Here is a 24557-nt window from a genome sequence, read left to right as displayed (position 1 = left end):
GCTTTCATAACCCTCGCAAGAAGAGGACCGCATCCAAGAACACCAGGTCAGCCGGAACCCGTACCCCTTCGAAGGCCGCCCTCAGGCCAAGGAAGGCGACGAAGCCCGCACCAAACGAGCGCTGGCCGAGATCGGTATGGGGGTGATGCCTCGTGGCGAAGGGTCGAAAAAGGGTCCCGTCCGAGATCGATCCGGCTCTCAAAATTTCGGATGTTGGGGCGATGCCATAGGACCGTAGCAGCAGTGTTTTGTCAGGGAGAAGATGACCACCGACGTGAAAAGGGGGTGTCTTACACCCCGTCCTCGTCACCTCGTACTAGATGAGGAGCCCACCAAGAACATAGGTGGACTGGTACTCCGTGCCCGAAGGGCGTCCGTTTCAGTGCATATCAACCCTACCGTAAGGTGTCATCATCGAAGTGCTTGGGCGAACGTCCAAAGAGCAGCCTCGGGATGATTCAAGCCCAGGCGAAGCATACGAACGCTTGCTCGTTGCCTCCATCACTTTCCACCAAGCTGCTCAGAATGAAAATCTCATCTCGGTTCCGATTGGATGCTATTACCGCCGCGTGCTTCTCGCTTCAGGTTTTAGTATAATATAAATGTGAATGATGAGATATTTAGCATCCCTGGCATCTCGCCAGCGCTGGTCGGCGACAGTCCCGAACTCGTTTCGGCAATCGAACTTAATCAATGGGCTGATAGAACCGAAGCTAAGACGGTTTTCCCCGAGTTGATGCGGCGTCTGTTCGCGCAGACGCCCGGCATCACCAACCTTGAGATCCGCGTTCGCGAGGGTACTTCGGCGTCCGGCTGGGACGGTGCCGCCACGTCGACTGGAAGTACCTACCTCCCTGCCGGTGAACTGCGGTGCGAGTTTGGCACTAATCAGAAGGTGAAGGACAAGGCCGATAAGGACTATACCAAGCGTGCCGAAGAGCTGGGGGCGGAAATTGACAAGTACGTCTATGTCTTTGCCACACCCAGAAACTGGCCTTCTGGTCAGAAGTGGGCAAGTGAACGACGGGCAGAACATAAATTTGCTGACATCAAGGTAATTGACGCCTATACGCTTGAAGGGTGGCTGCAGGAGACGCCGGCTGTTCACTACTGGTTGTCCGAGAGGCTTGGACGGCATCCGCGCGAGGCGCAAACACTGCAAGCTTGGTGGACTCGCTTCCAGAAGGATGCGAAAATCATGATCCCGCCCCAGTTTTATGGTGCGAGGCGAGATGAACAAACACAGAAGCTTCTCAAAGCGCTTCAGACTGATCGCCCCATTGCGCCGGTGTCGGTTGCTTCTACGTGCGTGCGGGATGTGCTTGCTTTTGTCTATGCGGCGCTTGAGAAGCGACCTGAGCTGGATAGGGCCATCGTTATTACCGATCGTGCAGCGTGGGCTCACCTAGTGGAATGTGCGACGTCATTGTTACTAATACCCCTCTTCAGTAATCCAGATACCGCAAGTGCTCTGGAGCGAGGGCACCGAGTACTGGTGGCCGTCAATGGTGATACGTACAGCCAAGATGATGCGACGATTTTGTTGCCTAAGGTAGGACGACAAGAAGCCGGGGAAATACTAAGAGAGGCGGGCGTTGACTTCCGTCGTGCTGAGCGGATGGCGGCGCTTGCTCGCCGGAGTATGGCCGCTTTCTTACGTTCTGTTTCGCGCAACCCGGTCGTACAGAAACCAGCATGGCTCAACAATGCAGATACGGTGGCGATTCTCGTGCCGCTGGTGCTGCTCGGTGCTTGGGAGGGCAGGGAGGAACATGACGAGCGTTATCGTGATAAAGAATATATTGAACCCTTTGTCGGCACGTCGATGGCGGAAATTCGGCGTCTAGTGGTGTCGCTCAGCCGCCAGAGCGATTCGCCGTTCGTCCAGTCAGGATCAGTGTGGCGTCTGGTGGATCCTGTCGATGCGGCAAGGTTACTGCTCCCCGAGATAGGAGGCGAGATTGTCAAACGATGGCAGGTCTTAGCTTGTAACGTTCTCCTTGCAGCAGATCCATGCCGAGAGATGGAGGCAAGCGAGCGACTCGCAGCTGAGATATGTGGGGTGAATTCCGGCTGTTCGGGAACATTGCGCCATCATGTTGCTGAGGGCCTCGCGCTGGCGGCGGTATCGTCGGACAAGCTTGTTCCCGAAGTGAGGCGCATCGTGGGGCAACTACTTAGCAGCGCCTTCGCCGATAGTACAGGGAACATGTTAGCCGACCTGGCTCCAGAGTTACCTCTCTTGGCCGAAGCAGCGCCAAGCGATTTCTTGACTGCTATAACCGCTGATCTTGACAGGCCAGCGCCGATCATTCGAACACTATTCAAAGATGCTGATGCGAGCAATTTCTCCTTCGGATCATCGTCTCCGCACCCCAATATCCAGCGGGCGCTGGAATATCTCTGCTGGTCCGAGGAATATTACGGAGACGCTGCTATGCTGCTGGCTGGTTTGGCAGCGCTTGATCCAGGTGGGCGTTTGGGGGAGCGCCCTATCGACAGCCTTCAGAAAGTCACGGCAGGGTGGATCAATCAGAGCGCGGGGGCGTGGACGACAAGATCGCCGTCGTTGAGCAGGTGATGTGCCGCTACCCGAAGATTGGCTGGTGTTTGGCACTGGAGTTGCTGAAACCGGATGGAGCAATGATCCTAAATACGGGTGGCCCTCGCTACCGCAATTGGGAACTGCCCGGCTTGAGTGTTACCTACGAGGAGTGGTATCGATTCACCAAGGCGATACTTGAGTTGGCAACTAAAGCTGCGGCGGATCATCCAGATCGTTGGATCGATCTTATCAAATTACTTCGTCACCTTCCTGAGGAATACAGGTTGGTGCTTCTCCGCTCTCTTCTCGGCGTCGTTCAAGCTTCCGCGCAGTCGTGGAGTGGCAATAATCGTCATGCCATGTGGAGTGTGTTGATGACGGAAATCGCGCATCATGAGGCGCACCCCAAGGCCGTGTGGGCTGTAACAAGAGCTGAGCTTGATATGTTACGCGAAGCTGCGCAAGAAGTCGGTTGTACAGATGATCCTCGTCAGTACGCTCGGCTGTTCGGCTGGGGTGTCGATATCGTTCTCGATAACCTGTGTTGGAACGACGATGGCTTCGACGTTGCGCTCGAAGCTGAACAGCGAAGTGCGCTGGAGAAGGTCGCCAATCAAGGACTTGCCGCAGTTCAGGCACTCACAGCAGACGTCGAAAGTCCGGAGCGTGTGGGGGAGCTACTCGCTCAGACCGATTCTGTCGACAGCGCTGAAATTGTTGCATGGCTCAATGCCCCTGAACCATCAAAACTGCGACGGGCAGCTAAAGCATACGTCTCAGCAATGGCGCGAGAACATGGTACGGTTTGGTTGATGGATATCATGAATCACACCGATCTTGAGTCCGACGGTCAAACCGCCTTGGTCGGAGCGATTCCAATGGAGGAACGCTACTGGACATGGGTCGCGACTCTTGATGAAACACTCGTCGTAGAATATTGGCGCACTGCGGACCATCGTTGGATACCTAAAGATGAGCGCATCAAGGCCGTTGATCTACTCATCGAAAACAATGCCCCATGGCGTGCCCTAGATGTTATTTGGCGGGGGATGAATAATGATGATTTCTTGCTTGAGCTTGCTGTAGTAAAACATGCCCTTAATGCCAGCCTCGCATCTTCGGAGAGCGTCGATCCGAATCATTATAGTTACGTGGTGTTGGATCTTCTAAAGCGAATGGAAGCAATCTTGCCTGAGGATCCTGAGCTGCCAATGCTTGAATTTTGGTTCTTCGACTTTATTGGGGGCGACCATGAGCCTTTACAAGCGCTATATCGATTTCTCGGCAATAATCCAAGCGGATTTGTCGCTCTTGTCGAGGCCATCTATCTTGGGGAGGGCGAACTGAGGGGGGAGCATAGCGCGAAGATGAAGGCATTTATAAAGCGATCCTGGAGTGTCCTCTATAGGTGGTCCAAGACGCCTGGGCTTAGCGATGATGGGGTGATTGATAGCATTCATCTCTGTGATTGGATTTTGCAGTGCCGTATTTTGTTTAAGGAATGCGGTCTTGTGGATGTGGGCGATCAGGAGATTGGTAAGGTGCTGGCCTCCAGTCCCGATGGGAGTGATGGCGCATGGCCTGCTGAAGAGGTCCGGGATGCACTGGAGAATTTGAAGAACTCAGATATTGAAACCGGTCTGGAAATTGGACGTTATAATCAACGCGGTGTATCGTTTCGTGGCATCTATGATGGTGGCAATCAAGAACGCAACATGGCGCAGGAGTATCGTGGGATGGCGAAACGGGTTGCGATACGTTGGCCGCGAACAGCAGCAGTTTTGCGGCGGATGGCCGACAGCTATGAATGTGATGCCCGGCATCTTGATGAGCAAGATGAGAGGCGGGCGGACGAAGGGTGAACATCTCGGGGCCGCGAGATGCCGGCCCGGTTCGCAGGATACGAGAGAACCTTGGTAACACAGGCCTCGACTCGATAGGTATTCCGGGCCAAGGATGGAAGGGTGGTGGCGGTGCTGCACATCGTCGCTATCGGCGTGGGTTTGACCAGCGGGGACACGCCGACGCGCATGCTTCTCGGCGAGCGGCTGCGCTGAACGATCCCGTCTCGGCGACCGCCCGGGCATACCGCAGGCCCTCGATGCTCAAGCGTTCGGGCATAACCCCACCTCATGACCTCAGTTTCCCGGCCGAGGCCGTGAAGCTCACGTGCGGGAGGGGGCGGGGAGTCCGGTCCGGACCTCGAACGGGTATCGACAGGCGAGACGCTTGTTCCTACCATGGGGTGGACGAAGAGGAGTGCGTGATGCGCGATCTGCAAGGCGTTGCCGACACACTGTTCATTCCGCTGGTCGCGCGGATCCACGTGTCCAGGAGATTCCCGGAGTACTTCTACGACGAGAAGGCGATGTCGCTCGAAAACTTTGTTCCCGGCGACGGCATCCGGAGATCATCCTCGGAGTACATGTATCTGGCCTCGGTGGCGCGGTACCGCAATTTGGATCGGATCGTCAGGGAATTCGCCGGAAGAAACGGGGAGTGCAACGTCGTCAACCTCGGAGCCGGGCTGGAAACAGCCGCCTTCCGGCTGGCGGATTGCGGCGCGAGGTTCTACGAGATCGACCTGCCCGAGGTCATCGAGGCCAGGGAGAAGGTGATTCCCAAAGGCCCCGGCGAGGTCTTGATCGGTTGCGATGTCCTCTCCCCCGACTGGCTTCCGCGCATCGATTCATCGATCCCGACGCTGTTCATGGCCTCGGGCGTGTTCCAGTACTTCCGCGAGGGCGACGTCATCGGTCTTGCCCGGAAGCTCGGGGACTCCCTGCCGGGCAGTGAACTGGTGTTCGACGCCACGGACGAGGTGGGTGTGAGGTACGCCAACAGATACGTCAGGAAGACCGGGAACACCACAGCCCCGATGAACTTCTACATCAACGACCCGGAGGCATTCGCCCGCGCATGCGGTGCGGAACTGCTCGAACAACGTCCTTTCTTCAAGGACATGGAGCCCGGCGTCAGGAGAAGACTCAAGATCGGATCGCGCATCGCAATGATGGTGGCGGACCGAAAACGCCGCACGATCATCGTGCATCTCAAACTCTTGGGAAGGAAAAGCTGAGGTCTCCGGGCCACGGGCCGGGGCGGAAAGGCTTTGACGCGGGGATGGCAGATGATCGACGAACACGGGAAAGGTCGGCCGCTGCTGCGACCCGTTTCCCGCGTGGCCGGGAAACGCGATGGCGGATTGACCTGCCCCTGGTCTCAGCCGGCCAGCGCGACCCCGGCGTGGGCGATCACCGCGACCAGCAGCGTCGATGCAGCAGCCAGGCCAAAGGGCCGCAGGCCGACCTTCAGGAGATTCCTGATCCTAACCCCGCACCCCAGCCCGAACATGGCGGCCGCCAGCAGCAGGGTCTGCAACGTCTCACCGGCGCCCAGCGCCGCCCCCGGCAACGCCACGAAGGAACGCAGCAGCACCATTGCCAGGAACCCGAGGATGAAAGGCGGCACGATCGGGGGAAGCTTCGTGCGCGATGCCTGCCGCCCGGGCATGTCCGATCGTTGAAGCCGGCGCTGCCGGAAACTCAGGACTGCGATCACGGGCGCCAGCAACAGCACACGAGCGAGTTTGACGACGACCGCGACGGCCAACGCCCCACCGCCGATCACACCCCCGATCGCCACCACCTGGGCGATCTCGTGGGTGGAGCCGCCCGCCCATTTTCCGGCGGCCACGACATCCAGGCCGAGCAGGCCCGCCACGAGCGGCACAAGGGGAATCATCAGGGTTCCGAAGATCACCACCAGCGCCACCGCCGTGATGGTGTCCTCCTCGGCCTCGTCGTCCGGGTCGGTGACCCCGGCGGCCCCCGCCACGGCGGCGGCCCCGCAGATGGAGAATCCGCAGGCGATCAGCAGGGACAGGTTCGGAGGAACCCGCAGCAGCCTTCCCAGCAGAACCGTTCCCAGCATTCCGCCCGTGACTATGCACGCGACCACCAGCAGCATCGGCACACCCAGGTCGATGATGCTGGTCAGCGACAACTTGAGTCCGAGAAGGATGATTCCCGCGCGCAGCAGCTTCTTCGCCGAGAAATCAATACCGGGGGAGAGGGCATCCGGCAGGTGGACGACATTGGTCAATAGCACCCCCAGCACGATCGCGATGATCAACGCGCTGACACCGGGCAGGAACAGGTTGATTCCGTAGCCGATTCCGGCGGCGGCCAGGCACAACACACACCCGGGGAGCATGCGCCCAACCCAGGAGGGAACCGGGTCCTTCGTCACGGGAGAGTCGGATCGTGCACGCGTCATGAGCCCTATCATCCACCCAAGGCCACATATTCCACGAGAGCTGTCCGCCCGACCGCTGGACATGACCCGGGAGAGTGCGTTTCAGCACTCCACAACGTTGACGGCCAGTCCGCCCTCCGAGGTCTCCTTGTACTTCGAGAGCATGTCCTTGCCGGTCTGGCGCATCGTCTCGATCACGACATCCAGGCTCACAGTGTGGCGTCCGTCCCCCCACATGGCCATGCGGGCCGCGTTGATGGCCTTGCTGGCGGCGATGGCGTTTCGTTCGATGCAGGGAATCTGCACCAGCCCGGCGACCGGGTCGCAGGTGAGTCCCAGTGAATGCTCCATGGCGATCTCCGCCGCGTTCTCCACCTGGCGGGGCGTGCCACCCAGAGCCTGCGCGAGACCCGCGGCCGCCATGGCCGAGGCCGAACCGACCTCACCCTGGCAGCCGACCTCCGCTCCCGCGATGGAAGCGTTCGTCTTGATGAGGGAACCGACGGCAGCTGCCGCCAGCAGGAAACGATGCACCGCTTGGCGTCTCTTCGCGCTGTTTCCCTCCCGGTCCGCCGGGGAGAGACGGAAGGGGAAATGGCCGCCCTGGTCGAGGGGAGTGAACATCCCGAAGGGCACCCCGGCCTCCGGGCAGTAGCAGGTCAGGAACCCGATAACGGCAGGAATCACGCCGGCCGCGCCGTTCGTCGGGGCGGTGACCACGCGATGACCGGCCGCGTTCTCCTCGTTGACCGCCAGGGCGTAGAGATTCACCCAGTCCATTGCCCGCATCGGGTCCGCGTAGGTGGCGGCCCATTCCATGGAGTCCGGGAGTTCACGGGGCTGGCAGGTCTCGCGTTCACGCAGCCGCTTCGCCAGGGTTCCGGCGCGGCGCAGCACGTTGAGGCCCCCGGGCAGGATCCCGTGTTCCTGGAGCCCCGCGTCGATGCAGTCGAACATCGTGTTCGCCACGAGATCCAGATAGGCATCCACCTCTTCCTCGGCGCGCATGGCGACCTCGTTCTCGTAGACCAGCTGGGCGATCGACAGGCCGGACCTGTCGCAGGCACTCAGCAACTCCATGGCCTTGCCGAAAGGGTGAGGAAGGGCTAGCGGGGAAGCGTCCTCCTTAACTCGATCCAGGGGGCGTACCTGCGGGGCCTGGGGGTCGTCGTTGGTCTGCTCCATGACGAACCCGCCACCGATCGAGTAGTAGGTGCGGCGCAGCAATGTCTCACCGGCGGCGTCGCAGGCGGTGATCGTCAGGGCGTTGACGTGATACGGCAGCACCGTTCTCGGTACGAAACGCATGTCCTTGGCCATGTCGAACGGCGCCTGCCCGATCCCCGCGACGGGTAACCGACCCGAGGAGGCAAGGGTTGGCAGCAGGGATTCGACCTCGGGAATCGAGACGGACTCAGGAGCGTGGCCTCCGAGCCCCAGCAGGACCGCCCGGTCGGTGCTGTGACCGCGACCCGTCGCCCCCAGGGAACCGAACAGGTCGACGGTGATGTGTCTGACCTCGTTCGCCCGCGGCGAGCCCGCCAGTTCCGAGGCGAAGGCCACCCCGGCGCGCATCGGGCCAACCGTGTGGGAGGAGGAGGGGCCGATGCCCACGCGGAACAGATCGACCACGGAGAGCGGGCGTGGGGAAACCGACGAGGCCGGTCTCGTCGCTGATACCGAGAGCGATTGCATCACTCAATTGTTCCACTTGGAGACGCTCAGGGCCAGAAAACCGGGGAAAACCGCGCCACCCCACATCGTTCGGTGTCTCAGCGAATGGGATGGGGCGGTGAGGTGTCCGGAGCGGAGCTGCGCCGTGGCCCGGATGGTTTCAAGGAAGGGGTTGGCGGGTCGATGCAAAAGGTGCAGAGTGATCCCTGACAACAGACGTGACGAAAGGCCCGCGATGTCCTCTCAGCCTCCATATCAGACACCCCCGCAGGGATACGGCCCGAACCAGCCTCAGGGCGGGTGGGAACAACGACAGTATCTCGGATTCCAGACCCCGACCTACGGGATGCCGGGAAGTTTCCAGTCTCCCGGATCCGGGGTTCCGTTGTTCGCGAGCCTGACCATGGGGGCCGGTGTGTTGTCGCTCACCGGTTCGGTGGGTCCATGGGCGACGGCCAAAGCCTTTGGGGTTGAAGCCACTGCAAGCGGTATGGATACAAGGGCCGGTGTGTTTACCCTCCTGTTCAGCATCGCCATCGTGGTCCTGGCCGGTCTGTCCGGGTTCCTGCCAGCCATGAAACGACTGTTCTGGTCGATGGCCCCGGCGGGGATCCTGGGGCTGATCAACCTGATCATGGTTTTCAGCGCCATGGCAAACATCGGCAAGGGAGCCGGGCAGTGCTCCGGGTTGGTCCAGGCGAGCATGGGGTGGGGCCTGATCCTGCTGCTGATCAGCTCCATCGCCGTCATAGCGCTGGCCACCATCCACGTGATCCAGATGTTGAACGCCAATCGCAGAGCCAGCGCCCGCCCCGGTTTCGGGGGGCCCGGCGGTCTGTACCAGTATCAGGGGAGACAGCAGGGATACTAGGGGCAGGGGATGCCGGGGCAGCAGGTCCCGAATGGATACGGAACACCCCAGGGCGGATACGGCCAGGGAGGTTACGGTCCCCAGGGTGGCTACGGGGGACAACAGGGAGGTTTTGGAGGACAGCAGGGAGGCTACGGGCAGAACGGCTACTGACCGACGCTCGCCGTCTGGGAGGTTCACCCGATCAAAGAAGAAGCTTTCCCCCGGCCGCTTCTCACGGGTTGATTTCAGCATGCTCGGGTGAAACGGCCGCTCAACCACGCAGCAGATCACGGCGGTCGAGCGCGTACCCTCCGGTCAGGACCGCGACCGCGGCGCTCGTGGCGAGCAGCAGCACCGCGGCGCCGTCGGCCGTCTCTCCCGGGAGGTTCCCGACCCAATCGAGGGGGGAGAACCGTCGTGCCCAACCGGGCAGCTGCAAAATCTCCGCGAGCATCCCGACGACCAATGTCCAGATGGGAAACCCCCAGGACAGGAAACCCAATTGCGGAGCCACCCCGATGAGCAGGGAGCCAAACCCCACCATGGCGAGTGCGGGAGCCAGGAATGCGAAACCTGCGGCCAGGTCGTCGCCCAGCGCCGCCGGATCCCCCGTCGCCCACCACTGACAAATCCCGAGCGTGGCGGCGGAGAGCATCAGTACCAAGGCGGTGACGAACAACGCCAGGCCGTTCCACCCGAGCCACCAACCCCACCGGTTGATCCTTCCGGACAGCAGTAATCCGAGGCGGGCCCGGGACTCCTCCGACGCGATCCTCAGGGTCACGGTGAGCCCGGCGGCGGTGGCCATGACCGAGGCGAGCAGCAGGCCGATCTGCGGGGCCAGGTCGTCCGCTCTTCCGCCGAGGGCTGCGAGCAGATTGGGATTCGCCGCGATCGTGCTGGTGAAGTCGTCGGTCATCAACCCCAGAAGCGCGACCCAGATCACCGATCCCAGCAACCAGCCCAGCACCGCCCCGCGTGTGGAACGCCACGCGAGCCCGGCAGGCCGGGAAAGCAGAGGCCCCGCCCCGGGGCGGCCGAGCCGGGCGGGAAGCAGCCCGGAGCCGAGGTCGCGGTTGGCCGTTCCCAGGATGGCGGCGGCCGCGCCTCCTGCGGCCAGCAGCGACAGCGAGAGCAGAGGTGGCCAGCGCAGGTCGTTCCAGGGGCGGACCTCGACCACCCAGCTCATCGGGGAGATCCAGACACCGGGCCAGTCCTGCGAGTCCACGATCATCCTGGTCAGGTAGCCGGCAAGGGCCAGCAGAAGGCCCAGGCCATTCGCGGCCCGCGGTGTGCTGGCCACCTGGGCGGTCAACAGACCCACCCCGGACCAGGCCAGGCCGAACCCGGCCATGGCCAGCGAATACCCGGCGCTGCCCGTCGCCGGGTATCCCAGCATCACCAAACCGGCCCAGCACCCCAGTTTGAACACTGCCCACGAGATGACCAGACTCATGAACGCCGCCGCCGGCACCGCGGTCCTGTGGACGCGGGTGGAGGTCAGCAGATCCAACACGCCATTGGACTCGGGGGCGCGGGTGAGACGGACGGCCAGCAGCACACCGACCAGGGGAAGGAGCAGCTGCCCCATGAAACCGACCTCATAAGCGGCGATACCACCCAGAACGTTCAGGTCGTAACCACGACCGTTCATGGTGATCTGAGCGGGGGAGGCCCCCATGGTCTCCGCATAGATCATCCGTTCGGTCTCCTCGCCGTACAGATCCTTCACCCCGGAAGCGATGGCGACGACCAGGGCCGCCAGCAGGGCGGGGGACAGGAGCAACCAAAGCCATGTGGTGCGCCACTGCATCCTGAGCAGGGCCCACACCCCTGATCCGGCCCTCATCGGAGGTTCCCCTCGTAGCGCTGCCAGAACAGGTCGTCCAGGTTCGCGGGGGTTACGGTCAACCCGCGGGGAGCCGATGACACGAGCGCCGAGACGACCGGCAACACCTCATCGGACGGCACCGAGAGATCCAGCCGCAGCGGGTCGTCGTTCGTCGCATGAACCGCTCCCTCCGGGAGGACCCCGTCGGGCAACGGGCGATCGAGCCGCGCCCCGATCCGCACACGGGCCTGGTCCCTGAGATTGTCGAGGGAGTCGGTGACGATTGCGCGCCCGGCCCGGATGATCGTCACCTCATGGCAGAGCAACTCCACCTCACTCATGATGTGACTGCTCAACAGGATCGTGCGGTCCTCGGCGGCGATTTCCCGGATCGTCTCCACGAAACGACGTTCCATCACCGGGTCCAGGCCGGAGGTCGGCTCGTCCAGCAGCAGCAGGCAGGCCCGGGTCGCCAGGGCTGAGATCAGGGCCACCTTTTGCCTGTTGCCCTTGGAATAGCCACCGACCCGGCGCCGGGGATCGAGCTCGAAACGTTCGATCAACTGGTCGCGTCGTCTCCGGTCCTGGCTGCCCTGGAGACGCCCCATCAGGTCGATGCACTCGCCGCCCGTGAGCCCGGGCCACAGGACGGTGTCGCCGGGAACGTAGGCGATGTGCTCGTGGATCAGCGGGGCGGAGCGCCAGGGGCCGGCCCCGAACACCGCGGCCCTGCCGCTGTTCAGGCGGATCTGACCCAGGAGGGCCCGGATCGTGGTCGACTTTCCCGCGCCGTTCGGCCCGAGGAAACCGTGCACGGTTCCGCGCCGGACCCTCAGGTCGAGGCCTGCGAGCGCCTGGACGCTGCCGAAACGCTTGGACGCATCCTCCAACACAATAGGAAAGTCAGTCTCAACTGAAAGTGACTGTCGCATACGGTGATGGTACACCTCCCCGGCCGCGGGGCCGACCTGTGGCAGGATCGTGGACCAGGACGGGGAAGGGGCCGTGGTGGCAGGACTCAGACAGCGCAAAAAACAGGCCGCCATGCGGCACATCCAGCACACGGCTTTCGCCTTGTTCGAGGAGAAGGGTTTCGACAACGTCACGGTCGAGCAGGTGGCCGAAGCGGCCGATGTGTCGCAGTCGAGCGTCTACCGCTACTTCGGGACCAAGGAAGGGCTCGTGTTCCGGGACGAGTACGACGACGCGGTCTTCGGGATGATACTGGCGGAGCTCGAATCCGGGGCGACGGTCCTGGGTGCTCTCGACAAGGGCATGGGCGGCATGATCGAGGAACACTTCCACCACGACCGCGACATCACCTTGGCCAGGACGAAGCTGTGGGCGTCGCACGAGGGCATCCGGGCGGCCGTCGGGCTGTACCTGACGAAACTCTCGGAGCGGGTGGTCGAGGCCGTCGTGACGGGAGGGCGTTACGACGAGATGGAAGCGCGATTCATAGTGGCAGCGCTGCTGAACGGGATGTTGTCCGCCACCTTGAGCTGGCAGAAGGCCGGGGCGTCGAGGCCCTTGGAGGAATACATGGACCGTGGGCTGTCCGCCCTGGCCCGGGTGTTCCGGGAGGACTGAGGTGCGCGGCCGTCCCGGGGCCCGGGGGAAGGGATATAGGGTCGCATCATGACTTTTTACCGAGGTGCTGAAGGGACCGAGCTGTGGTTCGACGAGATCGGCCCGGCCGATGCCGAGCCGGTGATCGTACTGGCCGGTGGGCCTGCCCGCCATCCCGTCTACATGGGTGATCTGGCCGGGTTCGGTGAGAACAACCGGCTGGTCCTGCCGCACCTGCGGGGAGTGGGGAAATCTCCCGCGGCGCAGGAGCCCGGGCGCGCCACCTGGGTGGGGCAGGCCGAGGACATCGCCCTGCTCGATCAGGCGCTCGGGGGTGGTCCCAAACTGGTGTTGGCGCACTCGGCAGGCGCCCGGGTCGCCATTCGGTACCTTCAGCAGAATCCCTCGCGGGTCAAGGGCCTCGTGCTGATCACCCCGGCCGTCGACTGGCTGGTTCGCGCCGTCCCCGACAGGCTGGAGATCGCGGCGCGACGCATGAAAGAAGAGGCCTTCCGCGACGCGTGGCGGGTCGTCACCGGCCCCAGGACCTACCGTGACGAACCGACGTTCAATCAGTGGCAACGGGCAATCGCCCCGGCGGGTTACGCCCACTGGGGGAGACGGAGCAGGCCCACTCGAAGGTAGGGGAATGCCGGCTGGAGGTGGCCCTGGCCTATCTGGGGGCCGAGCCCCCTGGCGATCTGCTCGACCGGCTCGGCCAGATCGAGGTTCCCGTCCTGAGCATCGCAGGGACCGAGGACGCTCTGGTCGGCTGCTCACCGGTTCGTGCGTTGTCCGATGTTTTTGCCCGGGGCGAATTCGTGGCGATCGATGACTGTGGACACTACCCGTGGGTCGAACAACCCGCGGCATTCATCTCGGTGATCTCGGGTTTCACCGATTCGCTCCTGTTCTGGTCCCCCGATGAGGCACCGGGGGACGAACAGGACCAAGGTCTTTTCTGACCGGAGGTCACTCCTCCTTCTTGCCGCCCTTCTCGTTGGAGTCGAGCATCAGCAGCAGCATCTTGCTGGGTTCCAGGGCGAAGACAGCGTGGGGAAGGCGGGTGCCGAAGTGCAGGATGTCCCCGGGGACGAGTTCGACGCTCTGCCCGTCGGCGTCAATGCGGAGCCGTCCCTCGAGCACCTGGACCACGGCGGGCATCGCGGCGGTGTGCTCGCTCAGCGCCTGGTCCTTGTCGAAGGAGAACAGCACCGCGCGGCAGGTTTCCGCTTTCATGATGGTGCGGGAAACGGTGGCGGCTTCGTTGATCTCGATCATGGAGGCCACGCCGTGGACGTAGCTCAGGACGGGATTGGCGGTCATGTTTTCCTTTCGGATTCAGAGGGGTTTGCGGGCCACCAGTGCGACCCCGCGCATCGATGACTCGTATTTGGTGAAGGTCCGCCGCATCGACATGACCCTGCGGCGCAGGTCGGGCTGGGTGATCAGGTTTTTCGCCATGCGCAACACCCCGGTGATTCCCTCGTCCGCGATGTTGCGGCCCAGCTTCAGCAGGGCCATCGGGGCGGTGCTGGTCCATTCGACGACCAATCCGTGGTCGGTCAGCAACTCGCTCCACTGAGCCAGGGTCATGGGCCGGGCATTGACGTGGATGGATCTGGCGAGGGCTTTCGAGATCTCCGAGCCGATCTCCGGGTCGATGTCGTCCGGCGCCAATCCCAGCTCGTGGATCGCATAAATACCGCCGGGCCGCAGGAGCCGGACCACCTCGGCGACGATCTCCGCCTTGCCGCGCGGGCTCTGCATCGTGAGCATGGCCTCGCCGATCACTGCATCCGAGCAGGCGTCGTCGAGCCCGGTTTTCGCGGCATCTCCCTGGCGGCAGGAACCGCCCGCCGGCCTCACCACCTCGTTTACGCGCGCCGCTGCCGTTGCGTCGCTGTCAACTCCCATGTAAGACCGGGGGGCCGCCGCTAGGATTTCCTTCGCGGTGCGCCCGAGCCCGGGGGCCAACTCGACCACGTCCTTGTCGCCGAGGGAACAGCGCCCGAGCATGGCGCGAGTCAGCCCCAACCCCCCGGGCCGCAGCACGCGTTTGCCCGCGCGAGCCAGCACCCAGTGTCCCGGAGCCGTCTCGGTTGGCCGATTTGCGAAGGGAAGCGATTCAGGACCTGTGCTCACTTGCGAAAGATTAGCATTGCCAAAAAGCAATTCCTAGGGTGTCCGGGAGCGGGCCAGCGGCCAAGAGGCCGCGGCCGCCGTGGCGGCTGTGGCGGCCAGGAGAAGCGAGATGGCGGGCAGGCTCAGCCACGCCCCCAGCCAGCCGGCGGCCGGGTAAGCGACCAGATAACAGGCGTGGCTCAGCGAGAACTGCGCCGCGAACACGGCCGGCTGGTCCTTTGTCTCGGCCGAGCGGCGGAGCAGGCGCGACGAAGGCGTCGCGATCAGCGACGTGGCGGCCCCCAGCAGGAACCAGACGAGGCCCAGGGCCGCCCAGTGGACCGGACCCGGCGGCATGTGGATGGCCGCAGCGGCCAGCGCCAGGCCCACGGGAAGCAGAACGGCCCCGCTTCTCATCACGGAAAGGTCCGGAAGCCGTTTGAGGGCCCGGGGCAGGATCAGCGCTACCAGCATCGACCCGGCGCCGTAGGCGGCCAGCAACCACGCCACCCCGGAGTCGTCACCACCCAGCCGGGTCTTCACCAGCACGGCGGTGTTGACCAGGACCATCGCTGTGCCGCAGGCAACCACCAGGTTGAGCACCAGCAGGGCCCGCAGATCCGGTGTGCGCAGGAAGATGCGAACCCCGCGGGTCAGCCGGTCCCGGAAGGGGGACTGGGCATCGGGCACCGGGGCGGGCGGGCGCGCCCAGAGCACCAGCGCGATCGAGGCCAGAAAACCGAACACGGTGCCCGCGAACAGGTTGTGGTAGCTCATCACGGTCAGCAGGACGGCCGCCAGGGCGGGGGAGAGCAGCGACTCCAGATCGTAGGCCAGCCGCGACAACGACAACGCCGCCGTGTACTCGTCCTCATCCGGCAGGACCTGCGGGATGACGGCCTGGAAGGTGGGCGTGAAGGTGGCGGAGGCGGCCTGCAGGCCGAAGATCAGCAGATAGATCTGCCAGGGTTCCGTGACGAACGGCAGGACCAGCGCCATGGTCGCGCGCACCGCATCGGAGCCGACCAGCACCGTGGTCCGGGGCAACCGGTTCACCAGGGCGGACATCACCGGCGAGATCGTCACGAATGCGACGATGCGGATCGTCAGGGCGGTGCCCATGACGATTCCGGCCTCGTTCCCCGCGACATCGACGGCCAGCAGGCCGAGGGCCACCGTCAGCAGTCCCGTCCCGACCAGGGCCAGTACCTGCGCGGCGAACAACCGGGCATAGGCGCGGTTGCGCAGCGCGGCCAGCATCATGCCCTCCCGTGGTGCGCCGGATGCTCGTCGACGGCGTGTTCGGCCTGGAACAGGGCGTCGGCCACCAACTGGCGGGCATGCTCGTTGGTGAGGCTGTAGAAGATACGCTGCCCCTCCTGGCGGCTGGCGACCATGCGGGCCAGCCGCAGCTTGGCGAGATGCTGGGAAACGGCGGTGGGCGTCTTGTCGACGGCCTCGGCGATCTGCCCGACGGAGAGCTCACGGTCCTGCAGTGCCAGGATGATGCGCACCCTCGTCGGCTCGGCCAGCATCGAGAAGACCGCCACGGCGAGGTCGATGTACTCCGGGTCGGGGGAACCAAGGACGGGCTTACCTGCGTTCATGTGCAGATGATTACATATGCAGGTATCTGGGTCAATGGTTCCCTGGGCCCGGGAGTTTTGTCGGTGGTGGTTGATATACCTGATGTGCGACGGAGGGAAGACCATGAGGTTCATCGCAACCGCAGACTGGCAACTGGGAATGACCGCCCATTTCCTGGACGACGACGCCCGCGCGCGTTTCCACCAGGCCCGGCTCGACGCCGTGGGTGAGATCGGCCGGATCGCTGCGCGGCGTGGCGCCGGTTTCGTGGTGGTCGGCGGTGACGTGTTCGAGTCGAATCAACTCGACCGCTCGATCCTCCTTCGGGCCTTCGAGGCCCTGCGCACCTGCCCGGTCCCGGTGCTGCTGGTCCCGGGCAACCACGATCCCTTGGACGCCTCCTCCATCTACCGGTCCCGGGCGTTCGTGGACAGATGCCCCTCCCACGTAGTCGTAGCGGAGAGCTCGGAGCCCATCGAGCTGGTGCCCGGGGTTGAGGTGGTTGCGGCCCCCTGGTTCTCGAAACGCCCGGAGGCCGATCTCGTGGCCGAGGCCTGCGCCGCTCTGCGGCCCCCTGCCGAGGGCGTGACCCGGATCCTGGTGGGGCACGGCGCGGTGTCCGGTCTCAACCCGGACCGGGATTCGCTGGCCGCCATCGACGATGCGGCCCTGGCTGCGCGGATCCGTGATGGCCTGATTCACTTCGCCGTCCTGGGGGACAGGCATTCCCTTACCGAGGTGGCTCCCGGGATCTGGTACCCGGGCACCCCGGAGGTGACCGCCCGCCGCGAGACCGACCCAGGCAACATCCTGCTCGTGGAGATCTCCGGCGCATCCCCGCGGGTGGAGCCGATCCGGACCGGGCGCTGGAGCTTCACCGTGCTGGAGGAGGACCTCTCCTCCCGGGTTGACGTGGACCGGCTGATCGCCCGCCTGCAGGAACTGCCCCACAAGGAACGCACCGCGGTCTGGCTGAAGTTGCGCGGCACCCTGTCGGTCACGGAATCCGCGCGGCTCGATGAGGAGCTCGCCGAACTGGGGACCCTGTTCGCCCGGCTCGACACGTGGGAACGCCACACCGATCTCGTGGTCCTCCCCGACGACCACGACTTCGCTGATCTGGGACTGACCGGTTTCGCATCCGATGCCCTGCGGGAACTGGTCGGGCTGGGTGCTGAGAACGCCACCGCACGGGATGCCCTGTCCCTGCTCTACCGGCTTTCAGGAGGCCTGGCATGAGGATTCACCGGATCACCCTGCGGAACTACCGCGGCACCGTGGAACGCACCCTGGAGTTCCGCGACGGCGTCACCGTGGTCGAGGGCCGCAACGAGGTGGGAAAATCCACCCTGGTCGAGGCGCTTCGGCACCTTCGTCTCCACAAGGCCAGCACGAGCCGGAAAGAGGTCCGTGACACCCAGCCGGTGGGACGGGATGTCGGCCCCGAAGCCGAAGTGGAGCTCAGCACCGGCGAATACCACCTCACCTACTGCAAACGATGGCTCAAGGGAAAGAAGACCGAGCTGAACATCACGGCCCCGCACCCCGAGAAACTGAGCGGGGACGATGCTCACGAGCGTTTCCTCCAGGTCGTCGCGGAGACCACGGACGACGGGCTTTTCGAGGCACTCGAGGTGGCGCAGGGCAACTCCTTGGGACAGGCCAACCTGGCCCGGCTGCCCGCGCTCCGCAGGGCGTTGGACGGGGCCGGCCCTTCGACCGGGGAACACGACGCCCTCCTGGAGGCCGTCGAGAAGGAATACCTCCGGTACTTCACCCCCACGGGCAAGCCGACCGGGGACTATGCCCAGGGACAGAAGGACCTGGAAGCCCTGACCGAGAAAACGCGGCTCCTCGAAGTGGCAAGCCAAGAGATCGATTCCCTGACCGAGAAACATGAAAAGGCCGTCGCCGCTCGTGACGCCAAGAAGAAACGCCTGGGGCAGGCGCGCCAGCAGGAGACGGAGTTCGTCGAGGAGAGCAGGCTCCTCGACGAACTCCGCCAACGCGTGGAGCGGGCGGCCGCACGGGTTGCGGAGGCCGATGCGGCCCGGGAAACTGCGGAGAGGCTGGCACGCGAACGGGAGGATGCCAGGGTGCGGGTCCGAGAACTCGACGCCACCCTCGCGGAGACCCTGACCGGAATCGAACGGACACGGCAGCGGGCGAGCAGCGCGCAGGATGCCCTGGCGTTCCGCGCCAAGGAGGCGCGGAACGCGGAGGAAGAAGAAGGAGTTCTCAGGGCACGGCTGCGTGGGATCGACAACCGTGTCCGGCAGGCCCGTGACGTGGCGGAGCTTGAAGCCCTGAAGGAGCGGTTGGAACGCCTCACGGAAGCAGAACGACGGCTGCATGAAGCTGCGACGGTCCTGAACGCCAACACCATCGACGACGAGACCTGCCGCATGCTGGAGAAACTCGAGGTCACGGCGCGGATCACCCGGGAGACCTGGGAGACCAGGGCGGCAAGGGTCGCCATCGAGGTGGCGGACACGATCCTCCTGGACGGAGAAGCCCTCGAATCCGGAGTCCACGGCCCGATTCCGGTCAAGGCCCCTGTCGTCGTCGAGATCCCCGGCCACGCGAAAATTACGGTTTTTCCCGGCGACGGGACCGACGACGTGGAACGCAGGGCCAGGGAAGCCGAGAACGCCCTGATCGAGGCGCTGGCGAGCCACGGCGTCCCCGACGTCGTTGCGGCCCGGGTGATGGCGGGGGAGAACGACCGGGCTGGGCGGGAGCGGGATGCCGCCAATGAGACCATCCGGATGATCCTCGGGGACGAGAACGACGCCGAGCTGCGGGCCCGCGCCGAGGCGCTGGCCGAATCCGTGGGGGACGTGGACGTCGGGGAACTGGTCGGCGCGGAGGAGGAACGCTCCGAGGTCGCCGCGGCCGTCGAGGCGGCCGGGGACCGGACGGCCGGCGCGCGCGTGGCGCTGGAATCCGCGCGGACCACACAGCAAGAGACACGGGAGGACCTGATCCGCGGGGAGACCGAACTGCGCAGCCTCGAGGCCCGCAGAGATGACGCCGCGTCAAGGCTCGAGGCCGCGCGGGCCGGGGTCCCGGACGAAAAAATAGGGGCGGCCGTGACCGAGGCCGTCGCTGCCCTCGAGAAGTGTGTCGCCGAAAAGAACGCAGCGGACGAGGAACTTGAACTCGCCGATGCTGCCGGCCTGGAAGCTCGTCTCGGGAACGCCCGCGCGGTGGTGACCCGGCTGACGAAGGAGTGCGGGGACCTGGATGAGGAACTGACCAGGCTATCCGCGCTGCTCGACGACCGGCTGGCCGGGGATACCTACGACAGGCTGTCCGAGGCCCGCGCCCGGCTGGAACAGGCGGAGGCGCGTCAGGCCTCCCGGCAGCGCGCGGCCGACGCGGTGGACCTGCTCAGAAAAACGCTGAACCGTCACCGTGCCGAGGCCCAGCTACGCTACGTCGCCCCGTTCCGGGAGCGCATCGAATCCCTGGGGCGACTCGTTTTCGGCCCGGACCTGGCGGTCGAGGTGACCCCGGAACTCAACATCGCATCCCGCACCCTGGCAGGTGAGACGGTGCCCTTCCAGTCGTTGTCCAGCGGGGCCCGCGAGCAGCTCTCCCTGCTCGGCCGGCTGGCCTGCGCGCAGCTCGTCCAACCCGGTGAGGGGGTGCCCCTGATCATCGATGACGCGCTCGGGTTCGCCGATCCCGAGCGTCTGGCGCGCTTGGGAGTGGTGCTGAACCGTGTCGGGGACGGCGTCCAGACGATCATCCTCACCTGCCAGCCAGAACGTTTCGACCAGATCGGAGGTGCGCACGTGATACGCCTCTGACCGGAGGGTGAGCGGCGATACAGTCCGGGTGTGAGTGTGTGGGACTGGCTGCGGTTCGGTGGTGGGATTCTGGCACTCGTCACCACGGCGATTCTTCTGCTGCGGCTGCACGGAGTGGCGCTGCGCTGGTTGCCGTTCACGGCGGTCTTGCGGGCGGCGGTGCAGCTGGCCGCGATTTCCGTGCTGCTGAGCGGTGCCAATCAGTGGCCCTGGCTGGTGCTGGGGTTCATCGCGTTGATGCTCTCCACCGCATCCTGGACGGGAGCCTCCAGGGCCGAGGGGCTGCCCGGCGGGAGGCGCAATGCCGTGATCTCCGTTGTCGCGGGAGGGATGTCCTCCCTGCTCCTGACCCTCCTGGTCGGGCTGATCTCGCCCACACCCCAGCATGTGGTGGCCATTGCCGGAAGCGTCATCGGCAACGCCATGAACATAGTCACCCTGACCTCGCGCAGGATCCGGGCCGATCTCGACGCCCACCGGGGTGAAGTGGAGGGGTGGCTGGCCCTGGGCGCCACCCCGTCCCAGTCGACCGCATGGCTCCGGCGCCTTTCTGTGAGGGAATCCTTGCTGCCGAACCTCGATCAAACCCGCAACACGGGCCTGGTGACCCTGCCCGGGGCATTCATTGGCGCGCTGTTCGGGGGCGCCAGCCCCGTCGAGGCCGCGATGTTCCAGCTGACCATGCTCTCCGCCATCCTCGTCAGTGCCGCCGTCACGGGGACGTTGTTCTCCACCCTGAGTGGGCGCAGCCCCGTGCTGCCCGCCCCTCAGGAATCCTGATAATGGAAATGAGTTTCAAACATGGTGGAAGACCGTTTGATCCGGGTGGATGATCTCGCGGTGTCGATAACCTGGAAACGGATGAAGAACATCCGCCTGCGGGTCATTCCACCCGGGGGAGATGTGGTGGTTTCGGCCCCGCTCGGCGTTCCACCGGAACGGATACGCCGTTTCGTCCAGGAGCAGCGGCCCTGGATAGACCGGAAACGTGATCAGCTGCGAGACCCGGCCCTTGACGTGGACCGGTTCGAGGACGGGGGAAGGGCCAGGCTGTGGGGCAGATGGCACGACGTGGAACACAGGCGGGAAGGCCGGGCCCGCGCCTGGATCGCCGGCCAACGGCTGATAATCACGGGCGAGGATGAGGCGGCCAGGGAGCGCGCCATCGCCAGGTTCCGGCGCAGCGAGATGGAACGCGTTTCCCGGCCGCTGCTCGACTCGTGGGTGCCCGTCATGGGGGTGCCGCGACCAGCCGTGATCCGGTATCGCGCCATGCGCACCAGGTGGGGTTCCTGCAATCACCGGACCAGGGCGATCACCCTCAACACGACCTTGGTGAGGTTTCCCGTGGCCGCTCTCGAGTACGTGATCGTGCATGAACTGGCCCACCTCAGGCATGCCGACCATGGCCGGGGGTTCTGGTCCTTGGTGGCGGCCGCTCTCCCGGACCACGGCGAACGAAGAAAACTACTCAGCACCTATACGCCCTGAGTTCCCATGCTGTACCATGAATTCCCAGTAGCAAAGGTGGGACACAAGTCCGAGTCAAAATGGGAGCCCGATAGTGAGACGTCTTGCGCTTGTCTCTGTGATTTCGCTGCTGTTCCTTTCGGGTTGCAGCCAGGAAGTCATCACGAACGTCGAGCAGGGCGACCCCTCCGGTGAGCCCTCGGCCAGTGCTACGACCCCCAGCCCCTCGGAGTCGGGTTCCCCATCGGCCGGGCCGGACGACACAGCCAGCCCCACACCGGAACCGACGCCGTCGGCAACGGCCCTGCTTTCCCCCGGAGACAGCGGCGACAAGGTACGGGAACTTCAGCACCGGCTTCTCCAGCTCGGGTGGTTCGAGGGACAGATCTCGGGGGAGTTCGATGACAAGACCCGTCTGGCAGTCGAGGGTTTCCAGGGCAAACGCGGGCTCCCGGTTCTAGGTTTCGTGGATCAGGCGACGATGGACAGCCTGACCTCGATGACCCGGAAACCCACTGAGGACGAGAAGAACAACGTCCTGAAACCCGGTCCCGCCCTGATGGCCAAGGGCGCCAGTGGGGACAAGGTCAAGGACCTCCAGGCCCGGCTGAAGCAGATCGGCTGGTACGGCCCGGACGTCAACGGGGAGTACGACGACACCACGGTCGAATCCGTCAAGGGTTTCCAGGGTAAACGGCAGCTCCCCGTCACGGGCGAGGTGGACCAGCGCACGCTGGACCGGATCACCTCCATGACCCGCAAACCCACCCAGGACGAGTTGAACAACGTCAAACCCACCCAGAAACCCGCGAACAGCGGGATGACGCTCGACGATCGCTGCCTGCAGGGCCGGGTGCTGTGCATCTCGAAGTCGCAACGGAAACTCTCCTGGGTGATCGACGGTCAGGTCCAGATGACGCTCTCCGTGCGTTTCGGCTCGGATGAAACCCCCACCCGCAACGGGGTCTTCTCCGTGGGCTGGAAGTCCCGTGACCACGTCTCGACGCTCTATCACACCCCCATGCCCTATGCCATGTTCTTCTCGGGTGGGCAGGCCGTCCACTACTCCGCCGACTTCGCCCAGAACGGCTACAACGGTGCCTCCCACGGTTGCGTCAACGTGCGTGACAAGGGAGCTATCGCATCCCTGTTCGATCAGGTGCGGGTCGGGGACAAGGTAGTGGTTTACGCGGACTGACATCCCGGGGAGAACCAGCCCCAGGTCTGATGGTTGGAGGAGAACCAGCCACTAGGGTGTCCTTTGCAGTTCTTGCCAACTAGTGAAAGGTGACGCGCGTGGGCATCCCCTTGGCCATCACGTTGCAGGTGATTTCCTCTTTTCTGTTCGCCAGCGGGGCGACCCTGCAGCACTTGGGTGTGAAGTCCACGTTCGATCCCAATGCGACGGCGTCCTCCAACCGCCTCACGCTGATGGGGATGCTGAAACTGCTTCTGATCCCCAAATGGCTGCTCGGCCTGCTCTGCGTGTTCTCCGGGGCCGGCCTGCACCTGTGGGCGTTGACCATGGCACCCGTGGCGGTCGTCCAGCCGGTCGGAATCCTGGCGGTCCCGTGGTCGGTGCTCCTGAGTTCCCGGATCCACGGCCATCAGATCCCCTTCCGGGTGTGGCGTGCCGTCCTGGTGACCGTGATCGGCGTGGTCGGGTTCACCGTGTTCTCGTCGCTATTCGCGAAGGGGGAGAAACAGTTCGGGTTCATGCCGATCACCTGGTCCTTCATCGTGGTCTGCGTGGTCTGCGTGATGCTGTCCTTCTTCGCGGCCAAGAAAGCGGCCCCGTGGGCCAAGGCGATAATGTGGTCCTCGGTCGGGGCGATCTTCTATGGCCTGGCCTCCGGCATGATGAAGGCCGCCATGAACATGGTCCAGTCCGGGCAGTTCCACCTGCTGCACCCCACGACCCTCGTGGTGATCGGGTACATGCTCGCCTGCTACGGCCTGGGGGCCTGGATGATCCAGCAAGGTTACGCATCCGGCCCCGCCGAGATCACGGTGGGCACCATGACCACGGTGGATCCCTTCGTCGCCGTCCTGTTCGGGCTGTTCGTCCTAGGCGAGGGGGCCGGCATGGGTGCGGGCCCCGCCGCCGGGATGATCATCTCCGGCGCGGTGGCCGTGTACGGGGTGGTGATGTTGTCCAAGGACCACCCCGACGCCGTGGCGGAGCGCGAGAAGACGGCGAAGGAATCCGCTGCCGTCAAGGATTGAGCGTCACCGCGGCCAGGCCCCGGCCTCTACCGCTATCGGTGGAAAGGACGATGGTGCTCTTGTCCCTGGGGGCCGCGAACTTGAGGGTGACATCCAAGGGCTGCCCGGCCTTGGCCCTCAGGGACGGGGAGTTGAGCGGGGGATAACTCCGCATGTTCTTGCTCGACACCAGGTAGATGTCGAAGGACGCGGAGCCCTCGCTCAAGGTGACGCGGACCTGGACCTCGACATCGTTGTCACCGTTCCAGTTGTAGGCGAGGAGCTCGAAGACCCCCCCACCGTTCGCCTCGAAAGGCGCTCTGCTTTCCTGCGCGCCCAGCGACGACGTGTTCGCCGACGGAGGTGGTGCGCTGGAGGGGCCTCCGGTGGCCCCGCCCTGGTTCGACCCGAATTGCAGCCACAGCAGAACGGCAGCGACCACGGCGAGGGCCACGGCCCCGATCAGTATGCTGCGTGCCGCGCCACCGCGGGGTTGCCGGTAGGCCTCGATCTGCGTGGGGGCGTCGAAGGAACCGGGGGCGGGGGAGCCGAAAGGCGTCCGTGGGTCGCGCCCCTGCTGGGAGGGAAACTGCGGAGGGTTGTTCTGCCACTGTGGAACGTTCATGG

22 protein-coding genes are annotated in these 24557 nt (G+C 64.4%); 13 read left to right on the top strand and 9 right to left on the bottom strand.

Annotated features, from left to right (window positions below; all coding sequences use genetic code 11):
- Nucleotides 1–604: 604 nt before the first annotated feature.
- The 3 genes from EL272_RS08570 to EL272_RS08555 all read left to right on the top strand — a co-directional run bounded on the left by EL272_RS08570 (nt 605) and on the right by EL272_RS08555 (nt 5624).
- Nucleotides 605–2581, top strand: coding sequence for a hypothetical protein (locus EL272_RS08570; RefSeq protein WP_061786889.1), 1977 nt, complete (start codon nt 605–607; stop codon nt 2579–2581).
- Entirely contained in the window at nt 2548–4407 is a 1860-nt protein-coding gene (locus EL272_RS08565; protein WP_126409389.1) for a hypothetical protein, read from the top strand. The genes EL272_RS08570 and EL272_RS08565 overlap by 34 nt, the downstream gene beginning before the upstream one ends.
- 404 nt (nt 4408–4811) lie before the next feature.
- Nucleotides 4812–5624, top strand: a complete 813-nt coding sequence (locus tag EL272_RS08555) for a class I SAM-dependent methyltransferase (protein WP_061786891.1) — start codon at nt 4812–4814, stop codon at nt 5622–5624.
- 143 nt (nt 5625–5767) lie between these two features.
- Here the strand turns inward: EL272_RS08555 and EL272_RS08550 are convergent, their stop codons facing one another.
- Nucleotides 5768–6823: a YeiH family protein gene (locus tag EL272_RS08550; protein ID WP_061786892.1), complete on the bottom strand. Its 1056-nt coding sequence runs from the start codon at nt 6821–6823 to the stop codon at nt 5768–5770.
- Between the two features lie 81 nt (nt 6824–6904).
- A complete protein-coding gene (locus tag EL272_RS08545; RefSeq protein ID WP_169804593.1) occupies nt 6905–8497 on the bottom strand; it encodes an L-serine ammonia-lyase, iron-sulfur-dependent, subunit alpha in 1593 nt (530 codons plus the stop codon).
- A gap of 487 nt (nt 8498–8984) precedes the next feature.
- Between EL272_RS08545 and EL272_RS08540 the strand changes: the two genes are divergently transcribed.
- Nucleotides 8985–9347 carry a hypothetical protein gene (locus EL272_RS08540; RefSeq protein WP_014846796.1) on the top strand — a complete coding sequence of 121 codons (363 nt, stop codon included), beginning with the start codon at nt 8985–8987 and terminating at the stop codon, nt 9345–9347.
- 253 nt (nt 9348–9600) lie between these two features.
- On the opposite strand, the gene EL272_RS08535 is transcribed toward EL272_RS08540, so the two are convergent.
- Together EL272_RS08535 and EL272_RS08530 are read right to left on the bottom strand one after the other, a co-directional pair.
- On the bottom strand, nt 9601–11178 hold the full coding sequence (locus tag EL272_RS08535; RefSeq protein ID WP_061786894.1) for an ABC transporter permease: 1578 nt from the start codon (nt 11176–11178) through the stop codon (nt 9601–9603).
- Complete coding sequence (locus EL272_RS08530; RefSeq protein WP_014846793.1) at nt 11175–12053, bottom strand: ABC transporter ATP-binding protein; 879 nt, start codon at nt 12051–12053, stop codon at nt 11175–11177. The genes EL272_RS08535 and EL272_RS08530 overlap by 4 nt, the downstream gene beginning before the upstream one ends.
- Nucleotides 12054–12168: 115 nt before the next feature.
- Here EL272_RS08530 and EL272_RS15440 point away from each other — a divergent pair, with 115 nt between their 5' ends.
- Genes EL272_RS15440 through EL272_RS08515 form a run of 3 tightly spaced genes read left to right on the top strand, consistent with a single transcriptional unit; the run spans nt 12169 to nt 13694 of the window.
- Nucleotides 12169–12750, top strand: a complete 582-nt coding sequence (locus EL272_RS15440) for a TetR/AcrR family transcriptional regulator (RefSeq protein WP_014846792.1) — start codon at nt 12169–12171, stop codon at nt 12748–12750.
- Between the two features lie 48 nt (nt 12751–12798).
- On the top strand, nt 12799–13374 hold the full coding sequence (locus EL272_RS08520) for an alpha/beta fold hydrolase (protein ID WP_126409387.1): 576 nt from the start codon (nt 12799–12801) through the stop codon (nt 13372–13374).
- Nucleotides 13305–13694: an alpha/beta fold hydrolase gene (locus EL272_RS08515; protein ID WP_126409385.1), complete on the top strand. Its 390-nt coding sequence runs from the start codon at nt 13305–13307 to the stop codon at nt 13692–13694. The genes EL272_RS08520 and EL272_RS08515 overlap by 70 nt, the downstream gene beginning before the upstream one ends.
- Before the next feature lie 7 nt (nt 13695–13701).
- On the opposite strand, the gene EL272_RS08510 is transcribed toward EL272_RS08515, so the two are convergent.
- From EL272_RS08510 to EL272_RS08495, 4 genes are read right to left on the bottom strand one after another with little or no spacing between them, the layout of a single operon-like run.
- The gene (locus EL272_RS08510) at nt 13702–14055 is read right to left on the bottom strand and encodes a cupin domain-containing protein (protein WP_061786896.1); all 354 of its coding nucleotides are present in this window, start codon (nt 14053–14055) and stop codon (nt 13702–13704) included.
- A gap of 15 nt (nt 14056–14070) precedes the next feature.
- Nucleotides 14071–14874, bottom strand: coding sequence for a class I SAM-dependent methyltransferase (locus EL272_RS08505; RefSeq protein WP_164722365.1), 804 nt, complete (start codon nt 14872–14874; stop codon nt 14071–14073).
- A 33-nt stretch (nt 14875–14907) separates the two neighbouring features.
- The gene (locus EL272_RS08500; RefSeq protein WP_061786898.1) at nt 14908–16113 is read right to left on the bottom strand and encodes an MFS transporter; all 1206 of its coding nucleotides are present in this window, start codon (nt 16111–16113) and stop codon (nt 14908–14910) included.
- Nucleotides 16113–16460: an ArsR/SmtB family transcription factor gene (locus EL272_RS08495; protein WP_014846787.1), complete on the bottom strand. Its 348-nt coding sequence runs from the start codon at nt 16458–16460 to the stop codon at nt 16113–16115. Before EL272_RS08495 ends, EL272_RS08500 begins: the two co-directional genes overlap by 1 nt.
- A gap of 103 nt (nt 16461–16563) precedes the next feature.
- On the opposite strand from EL272_RS08495, the gene EL272_RS08490 reads away from it, so the two are divergent.
- The 6 genes from EL272_RS08490 (at nt 16564) to EL272_RS08465 (ending at nt 23951) form a co-directional block, all read left to right on the top strand.
- The gene (locus tag EL272_RS08490; protein ID WP_061787183.1) at nt 16564–17679 is read left to right on the top strand and encodes a metallophosphoesterase family protein; all 1116 of its coding nucleotides are present in this window, start codon (nt 16564–16566) and stop codon (nt 17677–17679) included.
- A complete protein-coding gene (locus EL272_RS08485) occupies nt 17676–20255 on the top strand; it encodes an ATP-binding protein (RefSeq protein WP_061786899.1) in 2580 nt (859 codons plus the stop codon). Before EL272_RS08490 ends, EL272_RS08485 begins: the two co-directional genes overlap by 4 nt.
- Nucleotides 20256–20285: 30 nt before the next feature.
- Nucleotides 20286–21035 carry an ABC transporter permease gene (locus EL272_RS08480; protein ID WP_071162213.1) on the top strand — a complete coding sequence of 250 codons (750 nt, stop codon included), beginning with the start codon at nt 20286–20288 and terminating at the stop codon, nt 21033–21035.
- Nucleotides 21036–21056: 21 nt separating this feature from the next.
- Complete coding sequence (locus EL272_RS08475; RefSeq protein ID WP_061786900.1) at nt 21057–21746, top strand: M48 family metallopeptidase; 690 nt, start codon at nt 21057–21059, stop codon at nt 21744–21746.
- 97 nt (nt 21747–21843) lie between these two features.
- A complete protein-coding gene (locus EL272_RS08470; protein WP_244926057.1) occupies nt 21844–22923 on the top strand; it encodes a L,D-transpeptidase family protein in 1080 nt (359 codons plus the stop codon).
- A gap of 98 nt (nt 22924–23021) precedes the next feature.
- A complete protein-coding gene (locus EL272_RS08465; protein WP_061786902.1) occupies nt 23022–23951 on the top strand; it encodes a hypothetical protein in 930 nt (309 codons plus the stop codon).
- Here the strand turns inward: EL272_RS08465 and EL272_RS15280 are convergent.
- A complete protein-coding gene (locus EL272_RS15280; protein WP_041696467.1) occupies nt 23941–24555 on the bottom strand; it encodes a hypothetical protein in 615 nt (204 codons plus the stop codon). The two genes, EL272_RS08465 and EL272_RS15280, sit on opposite strands and share 11 nt — an antisense overlap.
- Between the last annotated feature and the right edge of the window lie 2 nt (nt 24556–24557).

Source organism: Arachnia propionica, from assembly GCF_900637725.1.
GTDB classification, from domain to species: Bacteria; Actinomycetota; Actinomycetes; order Propionibacteriales; family Propionibacteriaceae; genus Arachnia; species Arachnia propionica.
This window is presented reverse-complemented; position numbering and strand designations above follow the sequence as displayed.